16 protein-coding genes are annotated in these 16,261 nt (G+C 61.9%); 14 read left to right on the plus strand and 2 right to left on the minus strand.

Annotation, left to right across the window (positions count from 1 at the left end; all coding sequences use genetic code 11):
- Positions 1-8: 8 nt before the first annotated feature.
- The gene (locus N4Q37_RS25625) at positions 9-473 is read left to right on the plus strand and encodes a CreA family protein (protein ID WP_260962917.1); all 465 of its coding nucleotides are present in this window, start codon (positions 9-11) and stop codon (positions 471-473) included.
- Between the two features lie 127 nt (positions 474-600).
- Here N4Q37_RS25625 and rpsT read toward each other — a convergent pair whose 3' ends face one another.
- Positions 601-879, minus strand: coding sequence for a 30S ribosomal protein S20 (gene rpsT / locus N4Q37_RS25630; RefSeq protein ID WP_260962920.1), 279 nt, complete (start codon positions 877-879; stop codon positions 601-603).
- Positions 880-1,132: 253 nt separating this feature from the next.
- Here rpsT and murJ point away from each other — a divergent pair, with 253 nt between their 5' ends.
- From murJ to ispH, 6 genes are all read left to right on the plus strand, one after another.
- Positions 1,133-2,671, plus strand: a complete 1,539-nt coding sequence (murJ, locus tag N4Q37_RS25635; RefSeq protein WP_260962921.1) for a murein biosynthesis integral membrane protein MurJ — start codon at positions 1,133-1,135, stop codon at positions 2,669-2,671.
- 129 nt (positions 2,672-2,800) lie between these two features.
- Entirely contained in the window at positions 2,801-3,739 is a 939-nt protein-coding gene (ribF, locus tag N4Q37_RS25640) for a bifunctional riboflavin kinase/FAD synthetase (protein WP_260962923.1), read from the plus strand.
- Between the two features lie 13 nt (positions 3,740-3,752).
- Positions 3,753-6,584 (plus strand): isoleucine--tRNA ligase, encoded by a 2,832-nt coding sequence (gene ileS, locus N4Q37_RS25645; RefSeq protein ID WP_260962925.1) that lies wholly within the window; start codon positions 3,753-3,755, stop codon positions 6,582-6,584.
- Complete coding sequence (gene lspA / locus N4Q37_RS25650; protein ID WP_260962927.1) at positions 6,577-7,101, plus strand: signal peptidase II; 525 nt, start codon at positions 6,577-6,579, stop codon at positions 7,099-7,101. The genes ileS and lspA overlap by 8 nt, the downstream gene beginning before the upstream one ends.
- Positions 7,094-7,531, plus strand: a complete 438-nt coding sequence (fkpB, locus tag N4Q37_RS25655) for an FKBP-type peptidyl-prolyl cis-trans isomerase (protein ID WP_260962929.1) — start codon at positions 7,094-7,096, stop codon at positions 7,529-7,531. The genes lspA and fkpB overlap by 8 nt, the downstream gene beginning before the upstream one ends.
- A 192-nt stretch (positions 7,532-7,723) precedes the next feature.
- Positions 7,724-8,671: a 4-hydroxy-3-methylbut-2-enyl diphosphate reductase gene (gene ispH / locus N4Q37_RS25660; protein ID WP_260962931.1), complete on the plus strand. Its 948-nt coding sequence runs from the start codon at positions 7,724-7,726 to the stop codon at positions 8,669-8,671.
- Here the strand turns inward: ispH and N4Q37_RS25665 are convergent.
- Positions 8,648-9,163, minus strand: a complete 516-nt coding sequence (locus N4Q37_RS25665) for a GspH/FimT family pseudopilin (RefSeq protein ID WP_260962933.1) — start codon at positions 9,161-9,163, stop codon at positions 8,648-8,650. The two genes, ispH and N4Q37_RS25665, sit on opposite strands and share 24 nt — an antisense overlap.
- 115 nt (positions 9,164-9,278) lie before the next feature.
- Between N4Q37_RS25665 and N4Q37_RS25670 the strand changes: the two genes are divergently transcribed.
- From N4Q37_RS25670 to thiO, 7 genes are read left to right on the plus strand one after another with little or no spacing between them, the layout of a single operon-like run.
- The gene (locus N4Q37_RS25670) at positions 9,279-9,752 is read left to right on the plus strand and encodes a GspH/FimT family pseudopilin (protein WP_260962935.1); all 474 of its coding nucleotides are present in this window, start codon (positions 9,279-9,281) and stop codon (positions 9,750-9,752) included.
- Positions 9,749-10,207 (plus strand): type IV pilus modification protein PilV, encoded by a 459-nt coding sequence (gene pilV / locus N4Q37_RS25675; RefSeq protein ID WP_260962937.1) that lies wholly within the window; start codon positions 9,749-9,751, stop codon positions 10,205-10,207. Before N4Q37_RS25670 ends, pilV begins: the two co-directional genes overlap by 4 nt.
- Positions 10,204-10,917 carry a PilW family protein gene (locus N4Q37_RS25680; protein ID WP_260962939.1) on the plus strand — a complete coding sequence of 238 codons (714 nt, stop codon included), beginning with the start codon at positions 10,204-10,206 and terminating at the stop codon, positions 10,915-10,917. Before pilV ends, N4Q37_RS25680 begins: the two co-directional genes overlap by 4 nt.
- Positions 10,918-10,928: 11 nt before the next feature.
- Entirely contained in the window at positions 10,929-11,405 is a 477-nt protein-coding gene (locus N4Q37_RS25685) for a pilus assembly PilX family protein (RefSeq protein WP_260962941.1), read from the plus strand.
- On the plus strand, positions 11,392-14,499 hold the full coding sequence (locus tag N4Q37_RS25690) for a pilus assembly protein (protein ID WP_260962942.1): 3,108 nt from the start codon (positions 11,392-11,394) through the stop codon (positions 14,497-14,499). The genes N4Q37_RS25685 and N4Q37_RS25690 overlap by 14 nt, the downstream gene beginning before the upstream one ends.
- A 10-nt stretch (positions 14,500-14,509) precedes the next feature.
- Positions 14,510-14,911 (plus strand): type IV pilin protein, encoded by a 402-nt coding sequence (locus tag N4Q37_RS25695; RefSeq protein WP_260962944.1) that lies wholly within the window; start codon positions 14,510-14,512, stop codon positions 14,909-14,911.
- Positions 14,912-14,965: 54 nt separating this feature from the next.
- Complete coding sequence (gene thiO / locus N4Q37_RS25700; protein ID WP_260962946.1) at positions 14,966-16,066, plus strand: glycine oxidase ThiO; 1,101 nt, start codon at positions 14,966-14,968, stop codon at positions 16,064-16,066.
- Positions 16,067-16,261 lie beyond the last annotated feature (195 nt).

Raw genomic sequence — 16,261 nt, forward strand, 5'->3', positions numbered from 1 at the left:
GAAAAATCATGGGTTTGGCAAAAGGATTGATTGGCCTGCTGTTGGCGCTGCCGCTGCTGGCCTCGGCGGAAGAAATCGGCCAGGTGTCGACGGTGTTCAAGTTTGTCGGGCCGAACGACCGGATCGTGGTCGAGGCTTTCGATGATCCCAAGGTGGACGGTGTGACTTGCTACCTGTCGCGAGCCAAGACGGGTGGCTTGAAGGGTGGCCTGGGCCTGGCCGAGGATCGCGCCGAGGCGTCCATTGCCTGTCGTCAGGTGGGGCCTATCAGCTTCAAGGGTGAGCTCAAGGATGGCGAAGAGGTGTTTCGCGAACGCACTTCGCTGGTGTTCAAGACCATGCAAGTGGTGCGCTTCCTCGACAAAAAGCGCAATACGCTGGTGTACCTGGTCTACAGCGACCGCGTGATCGAGGGTAGCCCGCAGAATGCGGTGACGGCGATTCCGATCCTGCCGTGGGCGCACGCTCAATAGCTCGCGCAAACTCATTGTGGGAGTGGGTGGGGGCAAGGGATTGTTCCCACATTGTCCTTGCAGTGCCTGCTAAATCCCAGGCAATAAAAAACCGACCCAGGGGTCGGTTTTTTAACGAGCGTGTCGCTTAGGCAGCAGCGGCAACGTTCAGGGCCTTTACGTGGCCATTCAGGCGGCTCTTATGGCGAGCGGCCTTGTTCTTGTGGATGATGCCTTTATCGGCCATGCGGTCGATAACTGGCACAGCCAGAACGTAAGCGGCTTGGGCTTTGACAGCGTCTTTTGCGTCGATGGCCTTGACTACATTCTTGATGTAGGTACGAACCATGGAACGCAGGCTGGCGTTGTGGCTGCGACGCTTCTCAGCCTGTTTTGCACGTTTTTTGGCGGAAGGTGAGTTGGCCACCGTCGAGCTCCTCGAAAGACTTTTTAGGGAATAGCAAACAAAATAGGCCGCGAATCATGCCGATGAGTTTAGGTCTTGTCAAGGGCGGGTGACACGCTCCGCTGAATGGCAGGTACAACGCATCGGATGATTTCTTTCCGGCGTGCGACCTGTAAACTCGCGGGCTTTGGCGCTGAGCTGTTTAGCGGCGCGGAGTATCGCATAAGTGGGCGCGTGTTCGCCTGCTGTTCATCGACAGGCAAGAACTCTTTTCATGAATTTGCTCAAATCGTTGGCCGCTGTCAGCTCTATCACGATGCTTTCGCGCATCCTGGGGTTCGTTCGCGACACGCTGCTCGCGCGTATATTCGGCGCCGGGATGGCCACCGACGCCTTTTTCATTGCCTTCAAATTGCCTAACCTGCTGCGGCGAATCTTCGCCGAAGGGGCCTTTTCCCAGGCCTTCGTGCCGATCCTGGCCGAATACAAGAGCCAGAAAGGGGACGAAGCGACCCGCACATTCATTGCCTATGTCACCGGCTTGCTGACCCTGGTGCTGGCGCTCGTCACGGCCGCCGGCATGCTCGCCGCGCCTTGGGTTATCTGGGCCACGGCGCCGGGCTTCACCGATACCCCGGAGAAATTCCAGCTCACCGCCGACCTGTTGCGGGTGACCTTCCCCTATATATTGCTGATTTCCCTGTCGTCCCTGGCCGGGGCGATCCTCAACACTTGGAACCGTTTTTCGGTGCCGGCCTTCGTGCCGACCCTGCTCAACGTCAGCATGATCGTGTTTGCGGTGTTCCTGACGCCGTATTTCAATCCGCCGGTGATGGCCCTCGGCTGGGCGGTGCTGGTGGGTGGCCTGGCGCAACTGTTGTACCAACTGCCTCACCTGAAAAAGATCGGCATGCTCGTGCTGCCGCGCCTGAATCTTCGCGACAGTGGCGTCTGGCGGGTACTCAAGCAGATGCTGCCGGCAATCCTCGGGGTTTCGGTGAGCCAGATCTCCCTGATCATCAACACCATTTTTGCCTCGTTCCTGGTGGCGGGCTCGGTGTCGTGGATGTACTACGCCGACCGTCTGATGGAGCTGCCCTCCGGCGTGCTGGGCGTGGCCCTCGGCACGATCCTGTTGCCGACCCTGGCCAAGACCTATGCCAACCAGGATCGCCAGGAATATTCGCGCATCCTCGACTGGGGCCTGCGCCTGTGCTTCGTGCTGGTATTACCGTGTGCCCTGGCGCTGGGAATCCTGGCCGAGCCGCTGACCGTCTCGCTGTTCCAGTACGGCCAGTTCAGCGCGTTCGACGCGGCGATGACCCAGCGGGCGCTGATTGCCTATTCGGTGGGGTTGCTCGGAATCATCCTGATCAAGGTGCTGGCGCCGGGTTTCTATGCCCAGCAGAACATTCGCACGCCGGTCAAGATCGCCATTTTCACGCTGGTGGTGACTCAGTTGTTCAACCTGCTGCTGATCGGGCCCCTGGCGCACGCCGGCCTGGCCCTGGCAATCAGTGCTGGCGCGTGTCTCAACGCCGGGCTGCTGTTTTATCAACTGCGCAAGCAGAAGATGTATCAACCGCTGCCGGGTTGGGGCAAATTCGGTTTGAAGCTGCTGGTGGCCGTGGCGGTGATGTCGGCGGTGCTGATGGGCGCGATGCATGTCATGCCGGCGTGGGGCGACGGGCAGATGCTGGGGCGTTTCCTGCGCCTGGGCGTGCTGGTTGTCGCAGGTGTGGTGGCGTACTTCGGCATGTTGCTGCTGATGGGGTTTCGTCTGCGCGACTTCAATCGCAAGGCGTTGCACTGAGGATTTCCTGTCGATAAACCCGGGCCGGGCAGTGGTTTTGTCGGCTCGATCACTTTGGGTTACGGTGTTGCCTGTCGCCGGCCGCCGGGTGTGGTTATAATCGGCCACTTTATGAGCAAGAAGCGCGTTATGCAGCTGGTTCGAGGCCTCCACAACCTGCGTCCCCGGCATCGGGGCTGTGTCGCCACTATTGGCAACTTCGACGGTGTTCACCGTGGCCACCAGGCTATCCTGGCGCGGCTGCGCGAGCGTGCGCTGGAGCTGGGGCTGCCCAGTTGCGTGGTGATCTTCGAGCCGCAGCCTCGCGAATTCTTTGCCCCGGACACCGCGCCGGCGCGTCTGGCCCGGCTGCGGGACAAGCTGCAACTGCTGGCCGCCGAAGGCGTCGACCGGGTCCTGTGCCTGGCCTTCAACCAGCGCCTGAGCCAGCTCAGCGCCGCCGAATTCGTCGAGACCATCCTGGTGGACGGCCTGGACGTGAAGCATCTGGAAGTGGGCGACGATTTCCGCTTCGGCTGCGACCGGGCAGGGGATTTCGATTACCTGCAACAGGCCGGCATCGCCCGGGGCTTTACCGTCGAGGCGGCGCAGACCGTCGAGATGGACGGTTTGCGCGTCAGCAGCACCCAGGTCCGCAATGCGCTGGCAGCTGCCGACTTCGAAATGGCCGAGCGTTTGCTGGGCCGGCCGTACCGGATTGCCGGGCGGATCCTGCACGGGCAGAAACTGGCGCGTCAATTGGGCACGCCAACGGCCAATGTGCAGCTCAAGCGTCGTCGTGTGCCGCTGACCGGGGTGTTCCTGGTGAGTGTCGAGATCGACGGCAAGACCTGGCCCGGTGTCGCCAACATCGGCGTACGGCCCACGGTCCAAGGGGATGGCAAGGCCCACCTCGAAGTACACATTCTGGATTTTGCCGGCGATCTGTATGACCGGCGTTTGACGGTGGTTTTCCACCACAAGCTGCGTGAAGAGCAGCGTTTTGCCTCCCTGGAGGCGCTCAAGACGGCGATCCATGCCGACATCGCCGCCGCCCGTGCCCTTGTCGCAACCAGCGCCAATCGCTAATGAAGAGCCTTAAATGACCGACTATAAAGCCACGCTTAACCTTCCGGACACCGCCTTCCCAATGAAGGCCGGCCTGCCTCAGCGCGAACCGCAGATTCTGCAGCGTTGGGACAGCATTGGCCTGTACGGAAAGTTGCGCGAAATTGGCAAGGATCGTCCGAAGTTCGTCCTGCACGACGGCCCTCCGTACGCCAACGGCACCATCCACATCGGTCACGCGCTGAACAAGATTCTCAAGGACATGATCATCCGCTCCAAGACCCTGTCGGGTTTTGACGCGCCGTATGTCCCGGGCTGGGACTGCCACGGCCTGCCGATCGAGCACAAGGTGGAAGTGACCCACGGCAAGAACCTGGGCGCGGACAAGACCCGCGAACTGTGCCGCGCCTACGCCAGCGAGCAGATCGAAGGGCAGAAGTCCGAATTCATCCGTCTCGGCGTGCTGGGCGACTTCGCCAACCCGTACAAGACCATGGACTTCAAGAACGAAGCCGGTGAAATCCGTGCCCTGGCGAAAATCGTCGAGGGTGGTTTCGTATTCAAGGGCCTCAAGCCGGTGAACTGGTGCTTCGATTGCGGTTCGGCCCTGGCCGAGGCGGAAGTCGAGTACGAGAACAAGAAATCGTCGACCATCGACGTCGCTTTCCCGATCGCCGATGAGGACAAGCTCGCCGCCGCTTTCGGCCTGGGTGCGCTGGCCAAACCGGCCGCGATCGTGATCTGGACCACCACCCCATGGACCATCCCGGCCAACCAGGCGCTGAACGTCCACCCGGAATTCAACTATGCCCTGGTCGATATCGGCGACAAGCTGCTGGTGCTGGCCGAAGAGCTGGTGGAATCCTGCCTGTCGCGCTATGGCGTGGAAGGTTCGGTGCTGGCCACCGCGCCAGGTTCGGCGCTGGAGCTGATCAATTTCCGTCACCCGTTCTATGATCGTCTGTCGCCAGTGTACCTGGCTGACTACGTGGAGTTGGGCGCCGGCACCGGTGTGGTTCACTCCGCGCCGGCCTACGGCGTCGACGACTTCGTGACCTGCAAGAAATACGGCATGGTCAACGACGACATCCTCAATCCGGTGCAGAGCAATGGCGTGTACGCCCCGTCGCTGGAATTCTTTGGCGGCCAGTTCATCTGGAAAGCCAACCCGGCCATCGTCGACAAACTCACCGAAGTCGGCGCGTTGCTGCACACCACCGTCATCGAACACAGCTACATGCACTGCTGGCGCCACAAGACGCCATTGATCTACCGCGCCACCGCGCAGTGGTTCATCGGCATGGACAAGCAGCCGGCCGCGGGTGACACCCTGCGCCGGCGCTCGCTCAAGGCCATCGAGGACACCCAGTTCGTACCCGCATGGGGTCAGGCACGCTTGCACTCGATGATCGCCAACCGTCCGGACTGGTGCATTTCCCGCCAGCGTAACTGGGGCGTGCCGATCCCGTTCTTCCTGAACAAGGAAAGCGGCGAGTTGCACCCGCGCACCGTCGAGCTGATGGAAGCAGTTGCCCAGCGCGTCGAAGCCGAAGGTATCGAAGCCTGGTTCAAGCTGGACGCCGCCGAGCTGTTGGGCGATGAAGCGCCGCTGTACGACAAGATCAGCGATACCCTGGACGTCTGGTTCGATTCCGGCACCACCCACTGGCACGTGCTGCGCGGCTCGCACCCGATGGGCCACGAGAGCGGCCCGCGCGCCGACCTGTACCTGGAAGGCTCGGACCAGCACCGTGGCTGGTTCCACTCCTCGTTGCTGACCGGTTGCGCCATCGACGACCACGCGCCGTACCGCGAGCTGCTGACCCACGGCTTCACCGTCGACGAGTCCGGTCGCAAGATGTCCAAGTCCCTGGGCAACGTGATCGCACCGCAGAAAGTCAACGACACCCTGGGCGCCGACATCATGCGCCTGTGGGTCGCGTCCACCGACTATTCCGGCGAAATGGCGGTGTCCGAGCAGATCCTGCAGCGCAGCGCGGACGCCTACCGGCGCATCCGTAACACCGCACGCTTCCTGCTTTCCAACCTGACCGGCTTCAACCCGGCCACCGACCTGCTGCCGGCCGAGGACATGCTCGCCCTGGACCGTTGGGCCGTGGACCGTACCCTGCTGCTGCAACGCGAGTTGCAAGAGCACTACGGCGAATACCGCTTCTGGAACGTCTACTCCAAGATCCACAACTTCTGCGTGCAGGAGTTGGGCGGTTTCTACCTCGACATCATCAAGGACCGCCAGTACACCACCGGCGCCAACAGCAAGGCGCGTCGCTCGTGCCAGACCGCGCTGTTCCACATCAGCGAGGCGCTGGTGCGCTGGATCGCGCCGATCCTGGCGTTCACCGCCGACGAGCTGTGGCAATACCTGCCGGGCGAGCGCAACGAATCGGTGATGCTCAACACCTGGTACGAAGGCCTGACCGAATTGCCCGAAGGCTTCGAGCTGGACCGCGCGTACTGGGATCGGGTCATGGCGGTCAAGGCTGCGGTCAACAAGGAAATGGAGATCCAGCGCGCGGCCAAGGCCGTTGGTGGCAACCTGCAGGCCGAAGTGACCCTCTACGCCGAAGACGCCCTGGACGCCGACCTGGCCAAGCTGGGCAACGAACTGCGCTTCGTGCTGATCACCTCCACCGCCAGTGTCGCGCCGTTGGCGCAGGCGCCGGCCGATGCAGTGGTCACCGAAGTGGCCGGCCTGAAGCTCAAGGTGGTCAAGTCGAGCTTCGTCAAGTGCGCCCGTTGCTGGCACTGCCGCGAAGACGTCGGCGTGAACCCGGAGCATCCGGAGATCTGCGGCCGTTGCGTCGACAACATCAGCGGCAGTGGCGAGGTTCGTCACTATGCCTAATGCGGCGCCTAATGCAGCGGGCCGTTTCGGGCGGCTGGGCTGGCTCTGGTTGAGCGTGCTGGTACTGGTCATCGACCAGGCCAGCAAGTACTACTTCGAACACACGCTGACCATGTACCAGCAGATCGTCGTCATTCCCGACTACTTCAGCTGGACCCTGGCCTACAACACCGGCGCGGCGTTCAGCTTCCTGGCCGACAGCTCGGGATGGCAGCGCTGGCTGTTCGCCCTGATCGCCATCGTGGTCAGCGGCGTGCTGGTGGTCTGGCTCAAGCGGCTGGGGCGCGACGAAACCTGGCTGGCCGTGGCGTTGACACTGGTCCTGGGCGGCGCGCTGGGTAATCTCTACGATCGCATCGCCCTGGGCCACGTCATCGATTTCATCCTGGTGCATTGGCAGAACCGCTGGTATTTCCCGGCGTTCAACTTTGCTGACAGCGCCATCACCGTGGGCGCCATCATGCTCGCCCTGGATATGTTCAAGAGCAAGAAAACCGGAGAAGCCGTCCATGACTGAGCAGCGTATCGCTCAAAACACTGAAGTGAAGCTTCACTTCGCCCTGCGCCTGGAAAACGGTGACACCGTCGACAGCACTTTCGACAAGGAGCCGGCGGTGTTCAAGGTCGGCGACGGCAACCTGCTGCCAGGTTTCGAGGCGGCGATCTTCGGTTTCAAGGCCGGTGACAAGCGCACCGTGGTCGTTGCTCCGGAAAACGCCTTTGGTCAGCCCAACCCGCAAAATGTGCAGACCATGCCACGCTCCCAGTTCCAGGACATGGAGCTGTCCCATGGCTTGTTGGTGATCTTCAACGACGCGGCCAATACCGAACTGCCGGGCGTAGTGAAAGCCTTTGACGATGCCCAGGTCACCGTGGACTTCAATCACCCACTGGCGGGCAAGACCTTGAACTTCGAAGTGGAAATCCTCGACGTCAAGGCGGTTTAAGGACTGCTGGATCGGCTGTGGGAGCGAGCCTGTGGGAGCAAAGCTTGCTCGCGACGCAAGCGGCGCGGTTTAACTGCAAGACCGGGTCATCGTTCATCGCGAGCAAGCTTTGCTCCCACCGATTCGCTCCCCAAACGAGATATTCATTGTTCTGGCAAGTGATCATTCCTTGCGCAAGACACGAGGCACAGCATGCAAATCAAACTCGCCAACCCCCGTGGCTTCTGCGCCGGTGTGGACCGGGCGATCGAAATCGTCAATCGCGCCCTGGAAGTCTTCGGGCCGCCCATCTATGTGCGCCACGAAGTCGTCCATAACAAGTTCGTCGTCGAGGACCTGCGTAGCCGCGGGGCGATTTTTGTCGAGGAACTGGACCAGGTGCCGGACGACGTCATCGTGATTTTCAGTGCCCACGGGGTTTCCCAGGCCGTGCGCAGCGAAGCGGCCGGCCGTGGCCTGAAGGTGTTCGACGCCACATGCCCGCTGGTGACCAAGGTGCACATCGAAGTGGCCCGCTACAGCCGTGATGGCCGCGAATGCATCCTGATTGGCCACGAGGGCCATCCGGAAGTCGAAGGCACCATGGGTCAATACGACGCCAGCAATGGCGGCGCCATTTACCTGGTCGAGGACGAGGACGACGTGGCCGCCTTGCAGGTGCGTAACCCCGAGAGCCTGGCTTTCGTGACCCAGACGACCCTGTCCATGGACGACACCAGCCGGGTGATCGATGCCCTGCGCTCGCGTTTTCCGGCCATCGGCGGCCCGCGCAAGGACGATATCTGCTACGCCACCCAGAACCGTCAGGACGCGGTCAAGCAACTGGCCAACGAATGCGATGTGGTGCTGGTCGTCGGTAGCCCGAACAGCTCCAACTCCAACCGCTTGCGCGAATTGGCCGAGCGCATGTCCACCCCGGCGTACCTGATCGACGGTGCCGAAGACCTGCAGCGCCATTGGTTCGACGGTGTCGAGCGCATCGGTATCACCGCCGGCGCTTCCGCACCTGAAGTGCTGGTGCGCGGCGTCATCCAGCAGTTGCATACCTGGGGCGCAACCGGTGCCGATGAGTTGGCCGGGCGTGAGGAGAACATCACTTTCTCCATGCCGAAAGAGCTACGCGTTCGTTCTTTGCCCTAGGCTTTTCTCGCACACGGCCTGCTCGGCTACCTCGCTGCGCAGGCTGATGCGCCCGCTAGGTGCCAGCACTACCTGATGGTGGCTGATCGGCCCGTGTCTGGCGCAGATGTGCAGCGTGCCGGCTCGGAAACCTCCGTTGGGCAGTAGCGCCTCCCCCAGGCCGTTGAAACTTACCGAGCGCCTCACCGGCTGATTGCCAACGACCCGGGCATGGCCGCTGCGCTCCATCAGCAAGGTCTTCTGCTTGTCGTCCAGCGTAATCCGCCAGCCCCGGCCCCAGTCGTTGTCGATCCCCCTGATCACCACCGTCCGGTTACGGATGATGGCTTCGCTGCGCGCACTGCGCATCCCGACGGCCAGCGACTGGGCGGCATCCTTGCGCTCGTTGGCTTCGACCAGCTCTTTGTAGCCTGTGGCGGCCCAGGACAGAACAATCGCGGCAATCGCCAGTCCCATGAGCAGTTCGATCAGGCTGAGCCCTTGTTGATGCATGACGTCTCCTCCCTGGAGAGCTTGTTTTGGCGAGGGAGCAAGCTCCCTCGCCACAGGCAGTGGTTTGTTCTAGCGTGTAAAAAGCAGGTATAGCCGACAGCGTCGGAGGACATCGATGGATCTTCGTACAAAAGGTTTCACGCTGATCGAGGTGATGGTGGCCCTTGGAGTGCTGCTGATCCTGATCACCCTGGCCGTCCCTGCGTTTACCGGCGTGGTGCAGAACACCCGGGCGGACACCGAGATCGGTGATTTGCGTCGGGCGCTGAACTTTGCCCGGATGGAAGCGATCGACCGAGGCATCACCACACGAATTCGCCCCACGGCCCAGGGCAGCGCCTGGAGCACGGAGTTGACGGTGTATGACAGCACCGGCTCGTCTCCCAATGTATTGCGGGTTGTTCCAGCGATGGGCAGCGGTGCGACTCTGACGCTAACCTCAGAGGTGACCAACGTTGATTTCAACAGCCTGGGCGGTTTGGCATCACCGAGCACGCCGGTGAGTTTCAGTTATGTACGAGGGGCGCAGAGCAGGACCCTGAGTGTTTGCCTCAATGGAAGAATCGTATTGGGTGGAAGTTGCGGATGAAGGATTGCAGCAGAAAAGCACAGGAGGGCATGACGCTGATCGAGGTGCTGGTGGCGGTGCTGATCCTGGGCGTGGGCTTGCTGGGTGCGGCGATGATCCAGCTCAATGCGCTCAAATACACCGACAGCTCACGCATGACCAGCCAGGCCAGCTTCATTGCCTATGACCTGCTGGACCGCATTCGCGCCAATTCCGCTGCCGACTACACCATTACCCCACCCAGTTCGCCCAACCTCAGCGTGGCGCGGGACCAGGACCTTTACGACTTCAAGACCAACATCATCGCCTTCGGCGGCGCCACGGCCACCGGCGCCGTTGCACTGAACCAGCGGGTCTACACCATTACCATTTCCTGGGATGACACCCGGGCTGCCAACACCACCAACACGGCCGATGCGCGGCGTAGCTTCGTGCTGTCCAGTCGCGTCGCCGTCGATCCGGTGGCAACGCCATGAACAGGCATAGCCGCGGATTCGGCCTCATCGAGTTGATGATCGCGCTGGTGCTCAGCCTGGTTGTCGTGCTGGGCGTCGTGCAGATTTTCATAGCGGCCAAGAACACCTACGTCAGCCAGAATGCAGCGGCGGTGATGCAGGAGGACGCGCGGTTCGCCTTGAGCAAAATGGTCCAGGAGATTCGCATGGTGGGCATGTTCGGTTGCCTGGGGAGCATTACCGACGCTTCCACGGCAGGGGATTTCAATGCCAGCCAGATGACGCCGATCCGTTGGGACAACACCAACCGGAAGCTGATCCTGGTGACTACCGACGTGGGTGCCGGGGGCAGCAAGCCAGACTGGACGGTGGTCTCCGATTGCCGCAACACCGCTACCGCCTACACGGGCGTGCGGGCCCCGGCCACCGGACAGTTGACATTTGCAGTACGGCGGTTGGTCTACAACTTCAGCAACAATCAATTATCGATGGGGGTGGGGGCCGGTGATCCACCCCTGTCAGTACTGGTCGACAACGTCAGGACATTCAGCGTGACCTTCGGCGTGGCCGCCAGTGCGACCGACGTGGCGGCGTCCGCCTACACCAGCAATCCGACCGACCCGGCCATGATCCGCAGCGTGCGCCTGACGCTGACGCTGTTCGATCCAAAGAACAACGTCCGTGAGCAGACCTTCAATGTGGTTGCCGCTTTGCGCAACCGGCTCTTGTGAGGGGGCGATCGATGAATCCGACGCCCATCCAATATCGCCAGCGTGGCATGGCACTGCTGGTCAGCCTGGTCTTCCTGCTGCTTTTGACCCTGATTGGCCTGTCATCGATGCAAAGTGCCACCCTCCAGGAGAAGATGACCAGCAGCGTCATGCTGCGCAACCAGTCCTTCCAGCTGGCCGAGGCGGCGCTGAGGATGGGCGAGAACGCGGTGCAGGCCGAGAATTATTCGTTGCCGGTCTGTAGCGGCACGACCGAATGCGCGCCGCCGGCCGAGTCGGCGACCCTCACGGCGGCCGGGCGCTACGCGTCGGGGGTGACATGGGTGGCGGTCCCTGGCGGGTTCTACGGCGTGCAGAATATCGGCGCGACGCTGACCGCGGTCAACGTACCGGTCAATACGTCGGCGACGCTGTACCGCATCACCGCGGTGGCTGTGGTGGGGAACAACCAGCGCAGCGTGGTGGAGAGCATCTATGCCAAGTATTAAGGTGTTCCAGGCCGCGCGGCAGGCGTTGTGCGGGGCCTTGCTCAGCCTGTACCTGGCGGCCCCGGCCTATGCGTTCACGCCTTCGGATTCGCCGTTGCTCAGTGCGGCCGCCGTCACGCCCAACGTGATGTTGCTGATCGATGATTCGGGGAGCATGAGTAACATTATCTGGGCGGCGGGGTTTGATCCGACGGTCAATTATCCCCAGATATCTATTTGCAGCGCCGATAAGAACTGCAACGACGACATTCCGCTATTAATGAGCAATGGCAATATCTCGCTGTCGAATCTGTTTCGAGGTGGCTGCTCCACTGGCTGGTATGGCTTCTATCGAGGCAACCTTGGTCGAGTCTGCCTGAAGTTGCCTGACCCGGTCGGTAATGAAGGTACCCGCTACACCGCCCAATACCTGTCTTATCTGCTGACTCTGGCCAACGGCTCGAACCGGGACTTCACCACCGGCACGATCCCCAATGACTACCGAATCAACGTGGCCCGGGATGTCTCCACCAACCTGGTGGCCAATAACCGCGCCTTGCGCATAGGTCTCGCCACCTTCAACCCACCCAACAGCAGCAACTCCGGCCCGGGCGGTTACATTGCCCGGGCCGTCAGCGACCTTTCGCCTGTCAGTGGCAGTGTGACCCAGAGCCAGGCCGACAGTAACTACAATGCTCTGATCAATGCCATCAACGCCCTAGGCGCTGTCGCGAATACGCCGCTGGCCGAGAGCTATTACGAAGTCACCCGCTATTTCCGGGGCATGGCGCCGTACTACAACAGCACGCCAAGCACCTATACCAGCCCGATCCAGTACCGTTGCCAGAAGAATTTTGGTGTGGTGATCACTGACGGTCTTCCCACCTATGACCGGACGTTCCCAAGTGACGACCCGCAGGCGCAGGGTCGCTCCCGGCTGCCGAACTGGGACGGCATCAACAATGATGGCGAGGATCTCAGTGGTGATCAGGAAAATGACACGCTGTACCTGGACGACATCGCCAAGTTCGCCTTCGACATCGACATGCGCTCCACCGGGACCGATGCCACGGGCAAGAGCTGGAACACCGTGGACTTTCCCCGGCAGTACCTCATTACCTACACCGTGGGTTTTACCGCCACCAACCAGATGTTGTCCGACGCCGCCCGCTACGGTGCGGGAACGTATTACCAGGCGAGTGACAGCGAGGGCTTGAGTTCGGCCCTGTCGTCGGCCTTGAACGACATCACCTCCAAGGCCGGATCGGGTGGCGGCGGCAGCACCAACAGTGCCACGCTGTCCAGCACTTCCAGTTTCTACCAGAGCACCTATGACCCCAAGGATTGGCGCGGCACTGTCCGGGCGTTCGGCTTCAACTCGGCCGGCGCGGTCAATCCCGCGGCGCTCCAGTGGACCACCGACACCGCCATCGTGCCCAGTGCCACGGCACCGATCTATCAATCCTGGAACACCACGACCAACGCGCCGGTAACCCTGGCCTATGGCAACTTTTCAGCGGCCCAACAAACCAGCCTCAACCAGAACCTGCCCATCGGGATCACCGGCAACGACCTGGTGGAGTGGAGCAAGGGCGTCAACAAGACCGGCCTGAAGGTGCGCACGGCACTGCTGGGGGACATCATCAACTCGCCGCTGGTGCTGGCCTCGCCCAACGACCAGACCGCCTCGGACCTGCTGAACGACACCAGCTACAGCAGCTACCTGGCGACCAAGGCGGCAGGCATGACGGCCAGCCTGGTGGTGAACGCCAACGACGGCTTCTTCAGCGTCATCAACAGCGCCAACGGGACGCGGCGTTACGCCTACATGCCGTCGAGTGTGCTGCCCTCGTTGCGGGAGATCGCCGACGTCAACTACGTCAATGGCACGAGCCATCAGTTCCTGGTGGACGGGCAGGTTGGCGTGTTCGATGTGCAATCGGGCAGCGCCTGGAAAACCGTGGCCCTGGGCGGGACCGGGGCAGGGGGCAAGACCTTCTATGCGGTGCAGCTGTACGATGCGGCGGCGGGCAATACCCTGCGGGCCTTGTGGGAAATCAGCGCGCCAACGGTGGCCAACACGGCAAACAACTTCAACGACCTGGGCTATGCCTATGCCCGACCCGAAGTCGCCCGCCTGGCGGACGGTCGCTGGGCCGCCTTCATCGCCAATGGTTACGGCAGCAACAGCGGCGTAGCGGCGTTGTACGTGGTGGATATCCGCGACGGTTCGCTGATCAGGAAGATCGTCGTCAACAGCAGTGAGACAGGCAACGGCCTGTCGTCGGTCAAGCTGCGGGTGAACTCGCAGAACGTGGTGCAGGCCGCCTACGGTGGCGATTTGAAGGGGCGGATGTGGAAGTTCGACCTCAGTGGTACGTCACCGAACACCTGGGGCCTGGCGTTTGCCGGCCAACCCCTGTTCACCGCTCCCGGTGGGGCGACCCAGCCGATTACCGTGCAACCGCTGCTGGCCGACAATCCCCAGGGTGGCACCCAGGTCTTCTTCGGCACCGGCAAATTCAACGAGACGACGGACAAGCTCACCAAGGATCTGCAAGCGTTCTATTCGATCTGGGACGCCGTCGGCGGCGCGGGGCAAATCACCGTGTCGAGCCTGCAAGCCCAGTCGATCACGGGGGTGTTTTCAGGCAGTACGGGGCAGTTCGTGACCACCAGCCAGACCGACGTGACATACCCTGCGAAAAAAGGCTGGTACCTGCCCCTGGTGTACAACAATGCATTGACCGGGGAGCGGGTGATCAACCCGGCCAACCTGGTGCTCGGGCGCGTGGTCTTCACCACGGCAGCGGTGGACACCACCGACCCGTGTGCCAGCTTCGGTACCGGCAAACTGATCGAAGTGGATGCGTTCAACGGTAAGATGCTCAACTACGCGCTGCTCGACACCAATGGCGACGGTTCGCTCACCAGCGCCGACACGATCTCCGCCGGGGTGGTCTTCACGGGCGGTATCCCGACCTTGAGCGCCGTCGTCAATGCCAACGGGGCCACCAACATGGTGGTCAACGACTCGGGTGGCGGCATCACCAACCTGCTGGGCAAAACCGTCGTCGGCGGCAGCCGCCGCATCATGTGGCGGCAAATACAATGAGAGGCAAGGCATGCGCAGATCCAACCGGGGCTTCACCTTGATCGAAATCATGATCGTGATTGCGATCATCGGTATCGTGATCACCATCGGCTATCCGAGCCTGACCGAATACATGAAGAAGGGGCGACGAGCCGAAATCGCCGGGCTGCTGTCGGAGCAGGCGCAGATTCTCGAACGCTATTACTCGAAGAACAACGTCTACACCAATGCCACCGGGCTGAGCAGCGGTAACGCTTACTACACCATTACCCAGACGCTGGCGGACCAGAGCTTTACCCTGACCGCCGTGCGCAAGAGCGGCTCGTCCATGGCAACGGACAAATGCGGTGATTTCACCCTCAACAATACCGGGGCACGGAGCATGCTCAACGCTGCTGCCGGGCTGACTGCCAAGGATTGCTGGGGCCGCTGAGTTTTTTATCCGGGTGCGTTCTTGCACCCCCTGTCTTATGAGTTGAATCAGAACATGACCAGGCAACAGCAAGTGGTGATTGTCGGCGGCGGAGTCATTGGCCTGCTGACCGCGTTCAATCTCGCGTCCGAAGGGCAGCAAGTGGTGCTGTTGGACCGTTCCGGCGTGGGCTCGGAAGCCTCCTGGGCTGGCGGCGGTATCGTTTCACCGCTGTACCCTTGGCGCTATAGCCCGGCGGTCACTGCACTGGCCCATTGGTCGCAGGATTTTTATCCACAGCTGGGCCAGCGTCTGCTCGCCGCCACCGGGGTCGACCCGCAAGTGTATGTCACCGGCCTGTACTGGCTGGACCTGGACGACCAGGCGCAAGCCCTGGCCTGGGCCGAGCGCGAAGGGCGCCCGATGCAGGCCGTGGACATCTGCGCGGTCCGTGACGCCGTGCCGGCGCTGGGGGCGGGTTATTCCAACGCGATCTACATGCCCGACGTGGCCAACGTGCGCAATCCGCGCCTGGTGAAATCCCTCCGGGCAGCGCTGTTGGCACTGCCCAATGTCACGCTTCATGAACACTGCGAAGTCAGCGGTTTCATTCGCGTGAATGAGCGCGTGGTAGGGGTGACCAGCTCCGCGGGAGATATCCGGGGCGATCAAGTGGTGGTGGCTGCTGGGGCCTGGAGCGGTGAGTTGCTCAAGTCGTTGGGCCTGAACCTGCCGGTCGAACCGGTCAAGGGCCAGATGATCCTGTACAAGTGCGCCACGGATTTCCTGCCGAGCATGGTCCTGGCCAAGGGGCGCTATGCCATTCCACGTCGCGACGGGCACATCCTGGTGGGCAGCACGCTGGAGCGTGACGGCTTCGACAAGACGCCGACCGACACTGCACTGCAAAGCCTGAAGGCGTCGGCCGAGCAACTGATTCCCGCGTTGGCGGATGCCGAAGTGGTGGGCCATTGGGCCGGGCTGCGCCCCGGGTCGCCGGAGGGCATTCCCTACATCGGCGAGGTGCCGGGGTTTGCGGGTCTGTGGCTGAACTGTGGGCACTACCGCAACGGGTTGGTGCTGGCGCCGGCGTCGTGTCAGTTGTTTGCGGATTTGATGTTGGGACGCAAGCCAGTGATCGATCCGGCGCCGTATTCGCCGGTGGGGCGGCTGTAAGTCGCGACTGGCCTGAGCCAGCCCGGCAACCAACCATCTCTTGTACACAGCTTCGCTTTGCTTTTGATTTTGATCTGAAAGCCCCATTAACCACGCTGGCCGAACGCAGGCATTGCGTAGTGGGCATCCCGGCATGGATGCCGGGATAGCCGCGCTGGGCCATGGAGGGCCCTTCGCGGCGGGCCCACGGAGCAA

The sequence above is a fragment of the Pseudomonas citri genome (genome assembly GCF_025336485.1).
Lineage (GTDB): Bacteria > Pseudomonadota > Gammaproteobacteria > Pseudomonadales > Pseudomonadaceae > Aquipseudomonas > Aquipseudomonas citri.

Excerpts from the sequence above, each read along its gene's own strand:
- N4Q37_RS25625 (WP_260962917.1), top strand. The coding sequence starts at position 9 with ATGGGTTTGGCAAAAGGATTGATTGGCCTGCTGTTGGCGCTGCCGCTG.
- N4Q37_RS25665 (WP_260962933.1), bottom strand. The coding sequence starts at position 9,163 with ATGCATCAACAAGGGCTCAGCCTGATCGAACTGCTCATGGGACTGGCG.
- lspA (WP_260962927.1), top strand. The coding sequence starts at position 6,577 with ATGCCTAATGCGGCGCCTAATGCAGCGGGCCGTTTCGGGCGGCTGGGC.
- pilV (WP_260962937.1), top strand. The coding sequence starts at position 9,749 with ATGAAGGATTGCAGCAGAAAAGCACAGGAGGGCATGACGCTGATCGAG.
- murJ (WP_260962921.1), top strand. The coding sequence starts at position 1,133 with ATGAATTTGCTCAAATCGTTGGCCGCTGTCAGCTCTATCACGATGCTT.
- thiO (WP_260962946.1), top strand. The coding sequence starts at position 14,966 with ATGACCAGGCAACAGCAAGTGGTGATTGTCGGCGGCGGAGTCATTGGC.
- N4Q37_RS25685 (WP_260962941.1), top strand. The coding sequence starts at position 10,929 with ATGAATCCGACGCCCATCCAATATCGCCAGCGTGGCATGGCACTGCTG.
- N4Q37_RS25690 (WP_260962942.1), top strand. The coding sequence starts at position 11,392 with ATGCCAAGTATTAAGGTGTTCCAGGCCGCGCGGCAGGCGTTGTGCGGG.
- ispH (WP_260962931.1), top strand. The coding sequence starts at position 7,724 with ATGCAAATCAAACTCGCCAACCCCCGTGGCTTCTGCGCCGGTGTGGAC.
- fkpB (WP_260962929.1), top strand. The coding sequence starts at position 7,094 with ATGACTGAGCAGCGTATCGCTCAAAACACTGAAGTGAAGCTTCACTTC.
- N4Q37_RS25670 (WP_260962935.1), top strand. The coding sequence starts at position 9,279 with ATGGATCTTCGTACAAAAGGTTTCACGCTGATCGAGGTGATGGTGGCC.
- ileS (WP_260962925.1), top strand. The coding sequence starts at position 3,753 with ATGACCGACTATAAAGCCACGCTTAACCTTCCGGACACCGCCTTCCCA.
- ribF (WP_260962923.1), top strand. The coding sequence starts at position 2,801 with ATGCAGCTGGTTCGAGGCCTCCACAACCTGCGTCCCCGGCATCGGGGC.
- N4Q37_RS25695 (WP_260962944.1), top strand. The coding sequence starts at position 14,510 with ATGCGCAGATCCAACCGGGGCTTCACCTTGATCGAAATCATGATCGTG.
- N4Q37_RS25680 (WP_260962939.1), top strand. The coding sequence starts at position 10,204 with ATGAACAGGCATAGCCGCGGATTCGGCCTCATCGAGTTGATGATCGCG.